General features: G+C 69.1%; 15 protein-coding genes. 8 read left to right on the top strand and 7 right to left on the bottom strand.

Going from position 1 to position 17,205, the window contains the following annotated elements; genetic code table 11:
* Positions 1-3: 3 nt before the first annotated feature.
* The 8 genes from TSO352_RS12655 to TSO352_RS12620 all read left to right on the top strand — a co-directional run bounded on the left by TSO352_RS12655 (position 4) and on the right by TSO352_RS12620 (position 9,371).
* Positions 4-660 (top strand): hypothetical protein, encoded by a 657-nt coding sequence (locus tag TSO352_RS12655; protein WP_109107683.1) that lies wholly within the window; start codon positions 4-6, stop codon positions 658-660.
* Positions 657-1,883, top strand: coding sequence for a glycosyltransferase family 4 protein (locus TSO352_RS12650; protein WP_109107682.1), 1,227 nt, complete (start codon positions 657-659; stop codon positions 1,881-1,883). The genes TSO352_RS12655 and TSO352_RS12650 overlap by 4 nt, the downstream gene beginning before the upstream one ends.
* A gap of 38 nt (positions 1,884-1,921) precedes the next feature.
* Positions 1,922-3,127, top strand: coding sequence for a glycosyltransferase family 2 protein (locus TSO352_RS12645; RefSeq protein ID WP_109107681.1), 1,206 nt, complete (start codon positions 1,922-1,924; stop codon positions 3,125-3,127).
* A gap of 18 nt (positions 3,128-3,145) precedes the next feature.
* A complete protein-coding gene (locus TSO352_RS12640; protein WP_109107680.1) occupies positions 3,146-4,312 on the top strand; it encodes a glycosyltransferase in 1,167 nt (388 codons plus the stop codon).
* A gap of 232 nt (positions 4,313-4,544) precedes the next feature.
* On the top strand, positions 4,545-5,789 hold the full coding sequence (locus TSO352_RS12635; protein ID WP_158284583.1) for a glycosyltransferase family 4 protein: 1,245 nt from the start codon (positions 4,545-4,547) through the stop codon (positions 5,787-5,789).
* A 39-nt stretch (positions 5,790-5,828) separates the two neighbouring features.
* A complete protein-coding gene (locus tag TSO352_RS12630) occupies positions 5,829-7,328 on the top strand; it encodes a lipopolysaccharide biosynthesis protein (RefSeq protein WP_109107678.1) in 1,500 nt (499 codons plus the stop codon).
* A 15-nt stretch (positions 7,329-7,343) separates the two neighbouring features.
* Complete coding sequence (locus TSO352_RS12625; protein ID WP_109107677.1) at positions 7,344-8,411, top strand: hypothetical protein; 1,068 nt, start codon at positions 7,344-7,346, stop codon at positions 8,409-8,411.
* A 6-nt stretch (positions 8,412-8,417) separates the two neighbouring features.
* Complete coding sequence (locus tag TSO352_RS12620; RefSeq protein WP_109107676.1) at positions 8,418-9,371, top strand: polysaccharide deacetylase family protein; 954 nt, start codon at positions 8,418-8,420, stop codon at positions 9,369-9,371.
* Here TSO352_RS12620 and TSO352_RS12615 read toward each other — a convergent pair.
* The 7 genes from TSO352_RS12615 to TSO352_RS12585 form a co-directional block, all read right to left on the bottom strand.
* Positions 9,347-10,843, bottom strand: coding sequence for a hypothetical protein (locus TSO352_RS12615; protein ID WP_146210757.1), 1,497 nt, complete (start codon positions 10,841-10,843; stop codon positions 9,347-9,349). The genes TSO352_RS12620 and TSO352_RS12615 overlap by 25 nt on opposite strands.
* 121 nt (positions 10,844-10,964) lie before the next feature.
* Positions 10,965-12,191 carry a GNAT family N-acetyltransferase gene (locus TSO352_RS12610; RefSeq protein WP_158284582.1) on the bottom strand — a complete coding sequence of 409 codons (1,227 nt, stop codon included), beginning with the start codon at positions 12,189-12,191 and terminating at the stop codon, positions 10,965-10,967.
* Positions 12,192-12,987: 796 nt separating this feature from the next.
* Entirely contained in the window at positions 12,988-14,214 is a 1,227-nt protein-coding gene (locus TSO352_RS12605) for a beta-ketoacyl-ACP synthase (protein WP_109107673.1), read from the bottom strand.
* Positions 14,211-14,936, bottom strand: coding sequence for a 3-ketoacyl-ACP reductase FabG2 (locus TSO352_RS12600; protein ID WP_109107672.1), 726 nt, complete (start codon positions 14,934-14,936; stop codon positions 14,211-14,213). The genes TSO352_RS12605 and TSO352_RS12600 overlap by 4 nt, the downstream gene beginning before the upstream one ends.
* Entirely contained in the window at positions 14,933-15,403 is a 471-nt protein-coding gene (locus TSO352_RS12595; protein WP_109107671.1) for a 3-hydroxylacyl-ACP dehydratase, read from the bottom strand. Before TSO352_RS12595 ends, TSO352_RS12600 begins: the two co-directional genes overlap by 4 nt.
* Positions 15,400-16,596: a beta-ketoacyl-[acyl-carrier-protein] synthase family protein gene (locus tag TSO352_RS12590; RefSeq protein ID WP_199231587.1), complete on the bottom strand. Its 1,197-nt coding sequence runs from the start codon at positions 16,594-16,596 to the stop codon at positions 15,400-15,402. The genes TSO352_RS12595 and TSO352_RS12590 overlap by 4 nt, the downstream gene beginning before the upstream one ends.
* The gene (locus TSO352_RS12585; RefSeq protein WP_158284581.1) at positions 16,593-17,171 is read right to left on the bottom strand and encodes a DUF3261 domain-containing protein; all 579 of its coding nucleotides are present in this window, start codon (positions 17,169-17,171) and stop codon (positions 16,593-16,595) included. Before TSO352_RS12585 ends, TSO352_RS12590 begins: the two co-directional genes overlap by 4 nt.
* Positions 17,172-17,205 lie beyond the last annotated feature (34 nt).

Here is a 17,205-nt window from a genome sequence, read left to right as displayed (position 1 = left end):
ATCATGGATCCGCTCTATGCCGCCCATCAGGGCCCGCTCGGGAGCCCGGGCACGCAATTCGAACCCTGCGCCGACATCGCGCTTCCGCACATGTTCAAGGAGGAGATGGTTCGGCTTGCCCGCAACCTGGGGGTCGATCGGGACACCGGAAAAGGCCAGGTCCTCCAATTCATCGGTGTCGGCACCGACGACGGCACATCGTCGATCTGCTTCGGTCTCGCCCATGTCGCCGCCTTCCGGTTCGGCCTCCGGGTGCTGCTGGTCGAGGCTGATCCACCCGGCTACGACCGCGACCTGCTGACGGAGGGCCAGTCGCTGGAGGCGGCGCGGATCAACACCCCGGCGCAGGGACCGTTGCCCCAGGCCGATGCCTTCCAGATCACCTCGCTGTGGGGTGGGACCAAGCCGGAGGTCGTCTCGGCGACCGCCCTGCGCCTCCACCTGATGATGCGGCTGCGCAGCAGCTTCGACCTGATCCTGATCGATTCCAACCGCTCCGCCTTCTCGCCGGAGGGCCCGCTGATCGCCAGCATGGCAACGGGAGTGGTGCTGGTGATCAACGGCCATCGCGGTTCGGTCGATCTGGCGGCCGAGGTCGGGCAGCGGCTGCAAGCCGCCGGCGGCCACCTGCGCGGCGTCGTGCTGAGCCGGCTGCCGTGACCGGCGCCGCCCGGCCGTCCGCGCCAAAGCCCGCCTCGGCCGATGGCCCGTCGGTGCTGCTGCTGGCGCTCTCCCTGCGCTTCGGCGGTGCCGACGTGCGCGTCCGCCAGATGGCGCGGGCGCTGCACGCCGCGGGACGGCGCTACGCCGTCGCCGTGATCGACGGATCGGACCTGCACCGCGCGCTGGCGGCCGAAGGGTTGCGGACGGCGCCGCTCGCCCACGCGCGGAGCGACCCGCGCCTGGCGCTCGCCCTGCGCTCCCTGATGGTGTCGCAGGGATACGACGTCATCGACGCTCACAACCCGCAATCGCAATATTGGGGAAGCGTCGCGGCCTGGGCGGCGGGCGGACGGGGCTGCGTGTCGACGGTCCATTCGATCTACCGCAAGGCCCACGGCGCCCTGCCCCGCGCCCTGCTGCACGAGGGGGCCTTGCGGCTGAACCTGTGGGCCGGCGCACGCTTCATCGCGATCTCCGGCAGCATCCACGAGTACCTGCGCGGATTGGGTGTTCCGGACGACCGCATCCTGCTGAGCCGCAACGGCATCGCACCGGCCCCGGCGACACCGGAACCGGCCGGATTGCGCACGGCGCTCGGCTGGGACCGCGACAGCTTCGTCGTCGCCGCGATTGGCCGGCTGGAGCCGGTCAAGGCCCACGACGTGCTGTTGCGGGCGGTGGCGCTGCTGCGGGAGCGCCATCCCGCCTTGCGCTGCGTGATCGTCGGTGACGGGCGCGAGGATGCCCGGCTGCGCGAGTGCGCGGCGCAACTCGAACTCGGCGGCATCGTCCACTTCACCGGCTTCCGCAGCGACGTGGCGAACATACTGGCCGACGCCGATGCCTTCTGCCTGCCGTCCCTGATGGAAGGCATTCCCTACGCGGCGTTGGAGGCGGCACAGTCCGAACTCCCGCTGATCCTCTCCGGTATCGGCGGGCTGACCGAGCTTTTCACCCACCGGCGCGACGCCTGGCTGGTGAAGCCCGGCTGCGTCGACGACCTTGCCGCCGGGCTGGACTGGGTGATGAACCACCGCACAGCGGCGACATCCATGGCGGCGGAGGCGCGCAGGATGGTCGCGGCACGCTTCGACACCGGGCGCATGGTGGCCGAAACGCTGGCCCTCTACGACGAGGTGGCGCTGCGCGTCCGGCAACACGGACCGCCCGGACGGCCCGAGGCGATGGCCGGCCCCCGTCCGGGGTCGTCGACGTCCTGACGCACCACCGTTCCGTGCCACCGTCCGGAGTGCAGCGCATGTCGCAGTTCCTGATCATCACGACGCTCGCCTGTATCGTCCTGCAGGGATTCCATTACGTCGGCTACCCAGCGATCATGCTGGCGTTGGCGTCGCTCCGTCCCCGGCCGGTGGACAAGAGGCCGCTCACGCCGACGGTGTCGATGATCATCTCGGCCTTCAACGAGGCCGAAACCATCCTGGCCAAGCTGCAGAACACCCTGGAGCTGGACTATCCGCAGTTGGAGATCATCGTCGTCTCCGACGGCTCGGACGACGGCACCCCGGCCATGGTCGAGCGGTTCGCCGGGCAGTCCGGCGGTCGCGCCATCATTGGTCTTCACGACCCGCGCCGGCGGGGCAAGGGGGCGGCGATGAACCGCGGTGCCGCGGTGGCGACCGGCGAGATTCTGGTCTTCTCCGACGCCAACGCCTTTTACCTGACGGACGCCCTGCGCCGCCTCGTCGCCGGTTTCGCCGACCCGTCCGTCGGCTGCGTCAGCGGCCGAAAGATGGTGAAGGCGGCGGACGCTCAGGGCCGCGTCTCCCCCGTCGGCGAACCCGACGGCTGGTATTGGCGCTACGAAAACCGGATCCGCTGCTGGGAAAGCGCCGTTGGCTCGACCGTGTCCGTCGTTGGCGAGATCTTGGCGATCCGCCGCGCGCTGTACCGGCCGGTCCCGGAGACGATCATCAACGACGACGCCTATCTCGGGCTGGCGGTCCAGCGCAGCGGCTATCGCGTGGTGTGCGAGGAAACCGCCGTCTGTTGGGAATACCCGTCGACCTCGGTGCGCGACGAGGTTGCGCGCCGACGGCGGATGACCGCCGGCCGTTACCAGATTCTGCTGCGACCGGCCAACTGGCCGTGGCAGCGACCGCAGGCGGTGTTCAGCCTGTTCGCGCACAAGTTTCTGCGACTGCTGCTCCCCTTGCTGATGGTCGGCGCCCTGCTGGGCAACGCGGCGCTCGCCCTGGACTGGCCGATGCCGGCACCGATGCTGGTCCTGCTGGTCCTGCAGGCCGGCTTCTACGGTCTGGCCCTGCTCGGCCTGCTGCTGGAGCGGTCGGGCCGGAAATGGCGCCTGCCGCATGTCGCCTACTATCTGACCGCCTCCAACCTGGGGGCGCTGCACGGGCTGATCGGCTATGCGCGCGGCACGCAGGGTGTCCTGTGGGCCAAGGCCCGCCGCACCCCGATCCTGGAATCCGCGGACCAGCCCTGAACAGCGGGGGGAAACCCGATGGCCCACATCGTCCACATCATCGACCGGCTGAACATCGGCGGCGCACAGAGCCTGCTGGTGACCCTTGCCCAGGCCCTCCGGGGCCGCCCCCACAGCATGGCGGTGGTCAGCCTGCACCATGACGACACCATGGCGGGCGCGATCCGCGCCTGCGGCGTGCCGGTTACCGTCCTGCCCGGGAAGCTGCGCGACGTCGGACGGATCGCGGAAGTGTGCCGGCTGCTGCAGGAGACGAACGCCGATCTGATCCACACGCATCTGGGGTTCGCCCACGTCACCGGCACGCTGTGCGGCAGGCTGATGGGCCTTCCGGTCGTCGCGTCGCTGCACAGCATGCAGGAGCATCCGGCGGAGCGCTTCCGCGACCTCGTGCATTACCGGCTGCAACGCTGGGTCCTGCGCACGCTGTGCGACCGCATCATCGCCGTCGGCCCGCATGTCGCGGTGGCGCGCGCGGGCTATGTCGGCCGGGCCCGGATGGAGGTGATCGAGAACGCCGTGATCCCTCCTCCGCCGCTGTCCGCCGGGCGCCGGGCGGCTGTCCGCCACAGCCTCCTGGGATCGGAGCGCGACGACGGTCCCTTGTTCATCGCCGTCGGGCGGCTTTCGGCGGAAAAGGGGTTCGCCGACCTGATCGACGCCTTCGCGATCTTCGGCCGCAGCGACCCGCGTGCGGCGCTTGCCATCGTCGGCGGCGGGGAGCTGATGGGGGCGTTGCGCGCCCAGGTGGCCGGCCACGGCCTCGACGGCCGCGTGTTCCTGCCGGGCGCGCGCACCGACGTGCCGGAGTTGCTGGCGGCGAGCGACGTCTTCGTGATGCCGTCGCATTGGGAGGGCATGCCGGTCGCCGTGCTGGAAGCCATGGCGGCCGGCCTGCCGGTGGTCGCAACCCGTGTCGGCGATCTGCCCAATCTGGTGTCCGATCGGACCGGCCTGCTTGTCGAGCCGCAGGACCCCGCCGCCCTGGCCGGCGCGCTGTCCTCCATCGCCGGCACGCCGGACCGTTGGGCCCCCCTCGGCCGTGCCGGCAAGCGGCTGGTCGACGAGCGTTACAGCCCGGACGTTTGGGCAAGCCGCCTGTGCAGGCTGTATGACGAGGTTCTGGATGGCCGGTGGCCGGGGACGGGCCGTCGGCATTGGTCGGCCATCCGATCGATATTGTAGCAACCGACCGGTGACGGACACCCCGATGAGGCGATGTCTTCCTGCCCGGACTATCCCCACTGATGATGCTGGCTAGTCACTCTGCGCGCACGCCATTCCCGGCTTTTCCTCCTATAAGTGATAAACCGCCATGCCCACATCGTCGACGCGGCCGATGCGACGGACGACGATCCGTCCGACACCGAAAACAGCCGAGACCGGCCTCTGCGGGCCCTTGCCCGGAACATCCCCGATGTCGGTCCATCAGGCGCGCATTCAAGGGAAAACTTTCCTGATGACCGCACTTCCACGCGTCGCGATGCTGATCAACCAGTTCCTGCCGGGTATCGGCGGAGCCGAACGCCAGGTTGCCATGCTGGGCGCATTGCTGGCGGACCGGGGCGTGGACGTGCATGTCGTCACGCGCTGGCGCGACGGCTGTCCGGCACTGGAGCGTATGGGCGGGCTCACCGTCCATCGGGTTCCGGCCCGTGGCACGAAGGGGTTGGCCGCGGTGTCCTTCACGGCGCACGCGGCGGCGGCGCTGGGACGGATCCGGCCGGACATCATCCACGCCCATGATCTGCTGTCCTGCGGCACAACGGCGATGCTGGCCCGCTTGCTGTACGGCACGCCCGTCGTCGTCACCGCCCACCGCAGCGGCTCCATCGGCGACATCGGGCGCCTCCATGACAAGCCCTTCGGCGACACCCGCATCGCGTTGCTTCGGCGGAATGTCGACGCTTTCATCGCCATCAGCCGCGATATCAACGCCGAGCTGGCCGCGCACGGCGTTCCGGAAGATCGTCGGGTGTCGATCCCCAACGGCATAGACACCCGACGCTTCTCGTTGGCGACGCCTCAGCAACGGGCTGAAGCCCGGACGGCGATCGGTGTGCAAGGGGGGCCGGTCGCGTTGTTCGCCGGGCGTCTGGCGGTGGAAAAGCGCCTGGACCTTCTGCTGTCGGTCTGGCCCGACGTGCGGCGGTCGCACCCCACCGCCACGCTGCTGATCGTCGGCGACGGTGAGATGGAGGCGGAGCTGCGCCGCATCGAAAGCCCGGGCGTTGAGTTCCGCGGCCGGACCGACGACGTCCTGCCCTATCTGCGGGCCAGCGACGTGTTCGTTCTGCCCTCCATCGCCGAGGGGCTGTCCGTTGCCCTGCTGGAGGCGCAATCCACCGGTGCCGCCGTGCTGGCCACGGACGTCGGCGGCGCGCGGGATATCATCGACGATGGCGTGGACGGATTGCTGATCGAACCGGGCAACCCCGACCAGTTGCGCGACGGCCTGTTGCGGCTGTTCGCGGACGACGCCCTGCGCGCCCGCATGCGGCGCGCGGCAAGCGCCCGCGTCGCCCGGCGCAACGATATGGAAGGAGCCCTGGAAAAGCTGCTGGAGCTGTACCTGCGCCTGGCGCCCCGGCATGGCCGGATTCGGTATGCGCCGCATCCGTCAGCGCGGGTCGCCGACCGCCCGGGTTGGCGTCGGCGGTGATCCCTGATCCGGACCGAACGACCTTTGGGAGTGCCGGCGATGAGCAAGGCCCACAGGGCACTGCGGGGCGTCACCTACGCGTACGGGTCCTTCGCGTTGGAAAAGCTCCTGGTGCTTGCCACCACGGTGGTGCTGGCGCGCAGTATGCCGCCAGCCGACTACAGCCTGATCGCACTGCTGATGCTGTTCCTGATGGTCGCCGACAGCCTGCGCGACCTAGGCATCAAGGACGCCTTGGTCTATGTCGAGGATCCCGACGGCGGGCACGCCAGCACCGCCTTCCTGCTGATTTCCGCCATCGGCCTGCTGCAGGCGGTGATCGTCTTCGCCGCAGCCCCCATTGCCGGCGCCATGATCGACGATCCGCGCATCGTGCCGCTGCTCCAGGGGCTGTGCGCGGTGTTCGTCATCAACGCGCTCGGCAACACGCATGACGCCGTCCTTCAGAAAACCCTGCAGTTCGAGCGCCTCTACTCCGTCAACCTGGCCGCCTCGCTGGTCAAGGCGGTGATCACGCTCGCCTGCCTGTTCGCAGGGCTGAATTTGTGGAGCGTCGTCATCGGGCAGTTGGTCGGCGCATCGGTGCGCGCGGTGCTGCGGTGGCGGCAATCCGTCTGGCGCCCGCGCCTGCTGTTCAACCCGTCGTCCGCCGGCCATCTGATCCGCTATGGGCTCCATACCGCCCTGGTCGCCGTCGCCGGCCCGCTTCTGGGACGCGCCGACCAGTTCGCCGTGATGTCGTTGATCGGGCAGGAGGCGCTGGCCTTCTACTACCTGGCCTCGCGGATGGCCGAATTGCTGATCACGCAGATCAGCAGCGTGCTGACCGGCGTGCTGTTTCCGATGTTCGCCAGCATTCAGCAGGACCGGCCGCGCCTGCGCCAGAGCCTGCTGTTTGCCCTGAAGGCGACCGTGACCTTCACCGCTCCCATCAGCCTGGGCGTCGCGGCCACCGCGCCGGAGCTGGTGGAGGTGCTGTTCGGCCCCGCCTGGCGGGATACCGTGCCGGTGCTGCAGCTCCTGTCGGTGGCGGGCCTGCTGATCTCGATTCCCTGGGTGTCGGGTGACGTCTACAAGGCGGTCGGCCGCCCCGATCTGCTGACCAAGCTGATCGCCATCGAAAGCACCTACACGCTGGTCCTGGTCTGGGGTTTCGCCGCCGCCAGCCGATCGTTGGCCTGGACGGCGGCCGCCGTCTGCATCGGTTACGCGATCAACGCCGTCCTCCGGCTTGCGGTGGCGAGCCGGGTGATCGGCGTTCCGCCCTGGCAGTTCGTCGGAGCAATGGCGAGCCCTCTGCTGGCGTCCGCCGCGATGGTCCTGGCGGTGGAGATCTGGCGCACCCTGGCGCCCGCCGGGACGCCGTTCGGAGCGCCGCTTCCGGTCCTGGTGTCCAGCATCATCCTGGGAGCCGCCGTCTACGTCGCCGCGTATTTCGGGATGGAGCGGCAGGAGCTGTACGCGCTCTACCACCGGCTGCGCCACGTCTCCGACGAAGCCGTTTCCACCGCTCCCCAGCCCGAACAGCGCACGACCTGAGGGAGGGGCGGTGCCATGCCGAACTCAGGCGATCCAGCCGGCGCGGCGCCGGCTTTCCGGCCGACCGGCCTCTCGCGCCGGGCGCTTCTCGCCACAGCGGGCTCCATCGGCGCCGCCCTGGCCGTCACCGCGTCGCCGCTGCGGGCCGCCGCCCCGATCCCGTTCGATCGGCGGATCAACGGCGACGGCGCCCCATGGAACCGGCCGGTGCACGAACTGCCCCGGCACCCCGACAGCCGCAGCCTGGTGACCATGCTGTGGGAGCGGGGGAGCGACCGTCCGGGCAACATCAACCTGAACCTCGACGAGTCCTTCGCCGTCCATTATGCGGAGGACGCGACCAGCCTCTACCGCATCGCCGTTGCGTGGCCCAGCCCCCTGCACGGCACGCCGGTGCCATGGAATCCTGGCTGGCGAACGCCGCCGGGCACCGACCGCAAGGTCATCATCCTCGACCGCGCCAGCGGACGGGAATGGAACCTCTTCCAGGCGGTGTTCGAGGGCGGGCGGCTGAGCGCCACCAACGGGTCTCTGGTCCCTGGCCGTTACGACACCTACGAAGGCGTCAACCCACCGTCCCGCGGTGCCGGAATCCAGTATGCCGCGATGCTGGTGCGCGCCCACGAGGTCGGCGCCGGAACGATCCCGCACGCGCTGGCGATGTCGATCAACAACACCGACGGCCGGGTCTTCGTGCCGCCGGCGGCGAAGCTGGAGCATCCCGGGCCGTGGACCGGCATCCCCGAGGGAACCCGCTTTGCCCTGGCCGCGACCGACGCGGAGATCGACGCGTGGATCGGCCGGCTGCCGACGAAGCCGCGGGGCGCGCTGGCCCCGGCCGCCCGGACGATCGCGCGGGCGCTGCGCGATTACGGCTGGTTCATCACCGACACCGGCGGCGCGGCCAGCTTCGAGTTCGAGGCGCTCGTCTCGTCGCGGGCGCGCTGGGATCTGGTCGGGCTGGACGTTCCGATGCTCGCCGGGGGGCGGGAGTATCCGCGCGACCTTCTCGACGGGCTGCTGACACCCGACAACATCGTCGCCCTCTCGCCACCGGCCGGGCGGCTTTCAGCCAATGAGTGAACGACCATGAGCATCGTCGGCAGGGCACGGATCGTGGCACGGGATCTGATTGGGGCCGCCCTGGTCGCGTCGGGGTGGACCGCCCTGATACGGCGGACCTGCGCGCGGCGGGGACTGACCATCCTGATCTACCATGACCCCGACCCGCAAACGCTGCGGCGCCATCTGGCCTTTCTGACCCGCCGCTACAGCATCATCGGCATGGAGCACGCCTATCAGGCGTGGCGGCAGGACCGGTGGGACGATCTGCCACCCTGCCCGCTCGTCCTGACCATCGACGATGGCCATGCCGGCAACGTGGCGCTCGCGCCGGTGCTGCGGGAGTTCGGCGTGAGACCGCTCATCTTTCTGTGCAGCGAGATCGTCGGCACCCGCCGGGCTTTTTGGTGGCAGACACGGGCGGCACGGACGATCGGCATCGACGCGTTGAAGACACTGCCCGACCGCGAGAGGCGGGCGCGCCTGTCGGCCGCCGGCAGCGCTTCTGAGTGCGAGGCGCCAACCCGCCAGGCCCTGAGTTGGGAGGACGTCCGGGCGCTGGGTGCCGTGGCGGATTTCGGCGGCCACACGCGGACCCACCCCATCCTGACCCGATGCGACGATGCCACCGGCCTTGACGAGGTGGCGGGGTGCCGGCACGACCTGGAGGATCGGCTCGGCCGGCCCTGTCTGCATTTCGCGTATCCCAATGGGGATTGCGACGAACGCGAGGCCGGCTGGGTGGCGGAGACTGGCTATGCCACGGCGCGCACCGTGCGGTCCGGCTGGAACCGGCCCGACACGCCGCTCCTTCGGTTAAAGGGCTTTCTCATTCCCGATCAGGCGTCCGTCGCTTGGCTTGCCGCGAAGATCAGCGCGCCGGCGGATCTGCCGGCGGAGATCGCACAGGCGTGGCGGCACGCTCGGCGCCACCGGGCCGGCCGTCCCGCAGCCGGTCAAGGGGCCGGTCTGATCCGGTAGAAGGCGAAGCTGCCGTTCCGGAACAGCAGGTCCAGGCGATCCGGGTTGCGCTGGATGATGCCGGCCATGTTGTAGGTTTCCGGTTCGGGAACCCGCAGCTCCTGCAACAGATACTGCGCCTTCGTCGCGTCGGCGTAGGACCAGAAACGCGCGTCGGACGGCAGTTCCGGCCAGATCGAAGCGTGTCGTTGCGCAAACAGCCCGACGACCCGCGGGTTGCGCGCCAGGATGAGGCCGTCGGCCGGAACATCTTCGGCGATCTTGCGGAACAGCGCTTGGCTGTCGGCATCGGTGACGGCAAGGTCCGGCGCCGATAACTCATCGTGGGTGAGGTAGAACGGCACATAAAGCACCAGGAAGCCGGCGATGACCGCGCCAAACACCAGAGTGCCGCGACCGGAACGCTCGGCCAGGGCGGCGAAGACGGTCATGATGTAAAACATCATCAGGGGGACGACCGGCAAGGCGTAGCGGACCGGTTCCAGCCGAACCGGGAACAGCAGGATCATCGCGGTGTAGAGGACGGCGAAGAACTCGGCCGCCCCGGCCCCCCGCCGCACGCGGATCAGGAAACCGCCGAACGCGATCAGGACCAGCAGCAGCGCCACCCCGGCGTTGGTCACACGATCAAAGCCGATGCCGAAGATTTCCACGATCCCGCGGCCATAGGCCAGACCGACGTCGATCAGCCACCCGGTGGCCTCCGTGCTTCGCAGCCGTTCGAAATAGCCCAGGTAGGTGCCGGCGTCGGTATGAGCGATCCGGTTGGCGGCGAAGGCGCCCAGCGTGGCGGCGCCGACGGCCAGCGCCGACGGCCAGTCGGGGCGGCGCCGGACCAGGAACGTCGCAAGCAGGGCACCGGCCAGCGCCACGCCGGCCACCCGCGTGGAACAGGCCATCGCGACGGCCAACGCCAGCCCGACGACCGGCAGGCGGGCCCCCTTGCGCCGTCGCACCAGATCGCACAGGAGCAGGGCCGCATAACACCAGAACATGAAGGCGATGTCGGAAAGGATCAGATCCCGGCTGCGGAAGACGACCGGCGACACCCCGAACAGAACGGTGAGCAGAAACGCCCAGCGGAATCCCAGCCGCGGCAGCGCGATGGCGTAGACCAGAAGGACCGTTCCGGCCAGAAAGAACAGGTTCATCAGCTTGAACAGGAGCAGGGCCTGGTCGGGGGACGATCGCTCCGACAGCAGCCAGGCCACCGACAGCAGCAAGGGGAAGCCGGGCGGATAAGCGGCTGGCGATATGATGGCGTTCTCGGGATTGTGCAGATACATCGTGTCGTTGTACGGAAGACCGAGCGCGATGTTTTTGGCGTGCATGATGTAGAGCGCGAAGTCTCCAGCGATCCAGGTTTCCTGCGGCCGGAGGGTCGCGGCGTAGAAAGCGACAACAACGAGGACGAACAGCGCGGGCGCCACATGATCCACCCGCATCGTCGTCGGTGCGCGTTTCGAAGTCACCGCCCCCTCCGTCTCAAGGGAGGGGCGCCGGAACGGCCGATGTGCCCTCCATCGCATTGCCATCCCTCTCCTCGATCAAGATCGTGGCGAGGCCAAGCCTGCCGTCATCCACCGCCCGGCTTCAGGCGCGGCCGGGCGTTATGCCTTGCCCGACCATGGCGGTGGTCGCTCCCTGTCCGTTGCCGGGTCTGGCACCGATGCCGATACGGTCGAGGCCGATGTCGCTGTCGCCCATGGTGACGAACCAGTTTCCCCAGTTGGAAACCGTCGCCGCGAGGTCGGGATTGTCGTCCGCGACCTTCACCATCAGCCGCGTTTTCGCGATGATTCTCCCTGGCAGCACCTGGAACCCCATGCAGCGCAGACGCAGGTCCGCCTTGGGGTTCTGGGTTTTGCAGACCAGGGCTCCGGCTTTCTCCTTCCGGGCGACGCGCAAGCAATGAGCGAACAGTGCCGGAACGTCGCCCGGCTTGGCCAGATAGTCGGCCAGCAGCGCTATGGGAACGCCCCTCCAAACGTCCATGCACAGCACGGCGTAGCCGATGGCCCGTCCACCGCGCACGAGATAGAAGCGGCGATACCGCCGCGAGTCCGGCGCCGCATCGAAGCGCCAACGCACGCTCGCCTCGTCCCGGCGGGCCAGAACCGTGTAATGCGGCGAGACAGCGGACCACACGTCGCCAAGCCTCGCGTCGAAGGCATCGACCGCCGCGAACGAGGTCCGGCCAAGCAGGGCCGGCAGGACCGGCATCCGGCTGAACCAGGAAACCAGGGGCTGGGACGCCCGCAGGGCGGCGCGACGGACCGGATTCATGTTGGGAAAGGCGGCAAGCAGGGGGGCGACGGACAGCGGCATGGCATAGGTCGGAACGCTGCCCACCTCCCGCCAGCCACAGCGCGCGTACGCCTTGTGTGCGGTCTCGTTCATGCCGAGCGCCAGCGCCACAGGCTGGGCCGCAGCATGCGTCTCCATCAGGGCCGGCGCGATGCCGCGCAGCCGCCATTCCGGGGCGACCATGAGATCGACCGCCCAGGATGCCCCGCACAGGGCTGCCCCTGCCTTCAGTTGAACAGCAATGCCAGCCTGGTGCCCGACGATCCGCCCCTGGCGCTTGACGATCCAGATGTTCGGCCAAATGTCGGAGCCGAAGGCGGACACGCCATCCGGCCGGATATCGGGATTCGCCACGTGGCTGGACGGGTTATCGATGAACAGCCAGAACAGATGTCGTTGATCGCTCTGCCGGGCTCCTTCGCCGAACATGCGCCTTAGGAACTCGATCAAATCCCCCTGGTCGTTCGGACCGCAACGACCAACCGCCATGCGCATGGTTTCGACGAAACCCATGGGTTTCTCCCGGCCCAGTGAGAGTGGTTTCAACGGAAAAGTCAGGCCTTCGCGCACCCTTGCACATGCATTCGCGCATTGCGCATCTTTTAGTTTTACTGCAAAATACCCAGATTGTAAGCGCGCAGTTGAACTACCACCAACGTTGGCAAAAAATTGATCATGTATTTGACGGTCATTTCCAAATTCCTTAATAAATTCTTGAGTTCTAGATCTTTTCCCTAGTATATCTTTCTGAATCCTCAATTGCTTTTCCGGACTCTGCTCGAATAGCTCACACATTCCGTCAACTTTATTGTTTGGCATGGCCTTTTGCGATTTCCGTCACCACGAAAGGCGGTTCTTGCCCAGATAAATTCTGATATCGCCGCAGTCCCTTCGCAAAGTCCTCGTTCGTGGACTTGCCAAAGTTGCGGAGCGGACGACTGTTCCGCAGCGGCCGTCGAAAGCGCGGTGGTAACACGGCACATCCACCTGGGACGAAAAAGCCCTCGTTTCCCAGACGTTTGGATAAGCTTGGGCTACCGAACGGAGAGGATGGCCCCCGATGTGGGGCTACCTGAACTGAGATGACGCGGGGATTTGAGACCGGTGGCGAAGCGCGAGCTACGCAGAGTGCCGCGTCCGAATGCCCTGCCATCGGATTCGTCCGGTCCGGCGGGGCAAGCCACGCTCAGCCGCCGGTCGGGAACTGGAAACCAGCTCACCGACAGACAGCCTCGGTTATGCCGCCACACACGGCCCATAAACGGGATCGGCGGCGCGAGCCGCCTCAATGACGAGGGGATGACCAGCCTCACTCCCGCCGGAAGATCAGCGACGTGTTGATGCCGCCGAAGGCGAAGTTGTTGGACATCAGGTGCTCGATCTCCAACGGCCGCGCCTCCCCCCGCACATAGTCCAGCGGGGCGCAGCGCTCGTCGACGGTGTCCAGGTTGGCGGTGGGAACGAACAGGCCGTCCTGCATCATGGCGATGCCGAGCCAGGATTCGATGGCGCCGCACGCCCCCAGGGAATGGCCGAAATAGCTCTTGAGCGAGTGGATGGGCATCCGTTCGCCGAACACCGCGCTGGTGGCGGCGGTTTCGGCGATGTCGCCCCATTCGGTGGCGGTGCCGTGGCCGTTGACGAAGCCGATGGCGTCGGCCGACAGGCCGGCGTCGGCCAGCGCCTGGCGCAGGGCGATCTCCATGGTTTCGGCCTGCGGCTGGGTCACGTGGTTGCCGTCGGAGTTGCAGGCGAAGCCGACCAACTCCGCATGGATGCGGGCGCCGCGGGCCAGCGCGTGATCGCGCTCCTCCAGGATCAGGGTCCCGGCACCCTCGCCGATCACCAGCCCGTCGCGGTCGCGGTCATAGGGGCGGGGCGAGCTGTGCGGGCTGTCGTTGCGGGTGGAGGTGGCGAACAGCGTGTCGAACACCGCCGATTCCGTGACGTCCAGCTCATCCGCCCCGCCGGCGACCATCACGTCGGCCTTGCCCCACTGGATCGCCTCATAGGCATAGCCGATGCCCTGGCTGCCCGAGGTGCAGGCGCTGCTGGTGGGGATCACCCGGCCGGTGATGCCGAAGAACAGGCCGATGTTCACCGCCGCCGTATGGCTCATCATCTGGATGTAGCTGGTGGCGTTCAGCGTCTTGGACCGGCCGGCGGTCATCAGCTCGGCAAAGGCGATCACCGGCGCCGGGCTGCCAAAGGACGAGCCGTAGGCGATGCCCGTCCGCCCCGACCGGATCACCGGGTCGTCCAGCAGGCCGGCGTCCTCCAGCGCGCGTTCGGTGGCGCGCACCGCCATCCGGGCCACCGGCCCCATGGTGCGGGTCTTCTTGCGGGGATAGCGGTTGTCGATGGAAAAGCCGGGCACCGGCGCGGCCAGCCGGGTGTTGATCCCCTCGAAACGGTCCCATTCGCTCATGGTGCGCACGGCGGTCCGCCCCGCCAGCATGTGGGCGCGGATCTCCGGCCAGCTGTCGCCGAGCGCGGTGACGCCGCCCATCCCGGTGACGACGACCCGGCGCGTCATACCATGCCCCCGTTCACCGAGATCACCTGCCGCGTCACATAGCCGGCCTCGTCCGAGCACAGGAAGGCGACGGCCGCCGCCACCTCCTCCGGCCGGCCCAGGCGGCGCATCGGGATGGCCTTCATCACCTCGTCCACCGGAACGTCCTCGATCATCTGGGTTTCGATCACGCCGGGAGCGACGCAGTTGACGGTGATGTTCCGCTTCGCCAGCTCAATGGCCAGCGCCTTGGTGGCGCCGATGATGCCGGCCTTGGCGGCGGAGTAGTTCACCTGCCCGCGGTTGCCGGTCAGCCCCGACACCGACGACAGGGTGACGATCCGCCCGCCGCGGCGGGCCGACACCATCGGCATCACCAACGGCTTCAGCACATTGTAGAAGCCGTCCATGTTGGTCCCCAGCACCGAATCCCAGTCGTCGTCGGACATGGCGGGAAAGGCGGCGTCGCGGGCGATGCCGGCGTTCAGCACCACGCCGTAATAGGCGCCGTGGGCCTCCAGCTCCGCCTCCAGGGCGGCGAGGCAGGCGGCGCGGTCGGCGATGTCGAAGCCCAGCAGCCGGCCGTCGCCACCCGCGGCGCGGATGGCGCCCAGCGTCTCCTCCGCCCCGGCACGGTCGCGGCCGTAATGGACGGTCACGGCGAAGCCGTCGCGGGCCAGCCGTTCGGCGATGGCGCGGCCGATGCCCTTGGAGGCGCCGGTGACCAGGATGCGTCGCGTCATGTGTCGTTCTCCAACAGGCTTCGGGCATCCTGGGGCTGGTAGACGGTCAGCTGCGCCTCCGCCACGGTGTCCCCCGCGGCCGATCCCTTCGCTACGGTCACCGCGCAGTCGAAGACGCCCATCTCGCCGTCGCGGTAGACCAGCGCGACCCGGATGCCGACCCGCGTTCCCACAGGGAACCACGGCTGTCGCGCCGCGAAGTTGCGGGTGCCGAGCAGCAGGCCGAGCCGCACCGGCGCCCCCGCCCGCCGCGCCTCCACCCCGACGAAGGCGCCGCAGGCCTGGGCCATCCATTCGATCGCCAGATGGGCCGGCGCCCCCCGGTCGCGGTCGATGAACGGGTCGCCGGCGCGCACGGTCACCGACGCCTGCAGGCCGTCGGCGGTGTAACCGTCCACCGCGTCGATCAGGATCATCGGGCGGCCGTGGGGCAGCAGATCGTCGATGGGCCAGGGACAGGGCGTCATGACCAGTCCCCCCGGCCGAGCACCAGCGCCACGTTCGAGCCGCCGAACGCGAAGGAGTTGCTGAGCATCGCCGCCCGCCCGTCGCCACCCGCCGCCAGACGGCTGCCCGGCACGGTCAGGGCCAGCGGCGGGATGGCCGGGTCGGCGGCGCCGTCCCACAGGTGCGGCGGCAACAGCCCATCGGGGTTGCTGTCGGCGTGCAGCGCCAGCCACAGGAAGGCCGCTTCGCAGGCCCCGGCGGCGCCCAGGGTGTGGCCGGTCATGCCCTTGGTGGAGCTGCACGGCGTGGCCGGGCCGAACAGGGCGGCGACCGCCTTCCCCTCCATGGCGTCGTTGAGCGGCGTGCCGGTGCCGTGAAGGTTGATGTAGCCGATGTCCCCGGGTTCCAGCCCGGCATCGTCCAGCGCGGCGCGCATGGCGGCCAGCGCCCCCCGCCCCTCCGGATCGGGGGCGCTGACATGGTGGGCGTCGGAGCTTTCGCCGACCCCCAGCAGCGACACCGGCGCGGGATCGCGGGTCAGCAGGAAGGCCGCGGCGGCCTCGCCGATGTTGATGCCGTCGCGGTTGGCGCTGAACGGCTGGGACAGCCCGGCCGACACCGCCTCCAGCGCGGCGAAGCCGCCCAGCGTCATGCGGCACAGGGTGTCGGCCCCGCCCACCACCACGGCGTCGCACAGGTTGGCGGCGAGCAGCCGGCGGGCCGATCCGAACACCTTGCCGCTGGACGAGCAGGCGGTCGCCACGGTGTAGGCCGGCCCCTCCAGCCCCAGCGAGCGGGCGATGAACGCCCCCAGCCCGCCGGTTTCCTGCTGGCGGTAATGGAAGTTTTCCGGCCAGGCGCCGGTGCGGCGGCGGACCAGGAAGGCGGCCTCCCCCTCCGCGATGCCGGCGGTGCTGGTGCCGGCCAGCACGGCGACGCGGTCGCGGCCGAAGCGGCGGGCGGCCTGCTCCACCGCGTCGGCGATCTGATCGAGAGCGAGGCGCATCAGGCGATTGTTGCGCGGCTCCGGCCCCGGCTCCAGCCCTGGCGGCGCCTCGGCGGCGGCCCCGACGAAGACGGTGCGGCCGGGGATCAGGTCGTCGCGCGGAACCAGCCCGGCGCGGGTGCCGGCGAACAGCGCGGCGCTCACCGCGGCCTTTCCCGTGCCGATCGGGGTGACCAGTCCCATGGCGGCGATGCCGGGGCGGATCACGGCGCCGCTTCCTGCGACTGGACGTCGATCTCGTAGCCCCAGGCGCGGTTGACGTAGTGCATGGTGCCGGTCCACGGACCGCCGGTGGTCCAGCTGTGGTCGGCGTGCAGCAGCTCCTTGCCGTCCAGACGGACGGTGCGGGCGTGCGGCTCCTCCGTCAGATCGCCGCCGGCGGCGGCCAGGGCGCGGCGCACCACCGCCTCCGGCCAGTACAGCACCACCAGATCGGCCAGCATGCTGCCGGGCCTCACGCTGGCGGGCAGCCAGGGGGCGGTCTCCACCTCCACCCCGGCGTCGGTCCAGGTCAGGGTCATGGCGCGGCGGCCCAGGGTGTCGAGGCCCACCAGCATCAGCCGCTCCGGCGTGACGCTGAGGTGCCCTTCAAAAACGAAGGTCTGGTCCCCATGTCTTCCGGTGATCAGCTGCACCGCCTCCACCCGGCGGCCGAGGTCGCCGGGTCGCGGCAGGGTGATCCGCTGGTCAGGGGCCAGCAGGGGCTCTCGGGGATCCGGGGCCGGCGCGGCGACGCATCCGCCGAGAGTCAAGGCCAGCGCGATCCAGGCGTGTCGGGTCATGCGTGTGTGGGACCTAGGGAAAAGTCGCGGCACC

The organism is Azospirillum sp. TSO35-2 (genome assembly GCF_003116095.1).
Taxonomy (GTDB): domain Bacteria; phylum Pseudomonadota; class Alphaproteobacteria; order Azospirillales; family Azospirillaceae; genus Azospirillum.
This window is presented reverse-complemented; position numbering and strand designations above follow the sequence as displayed.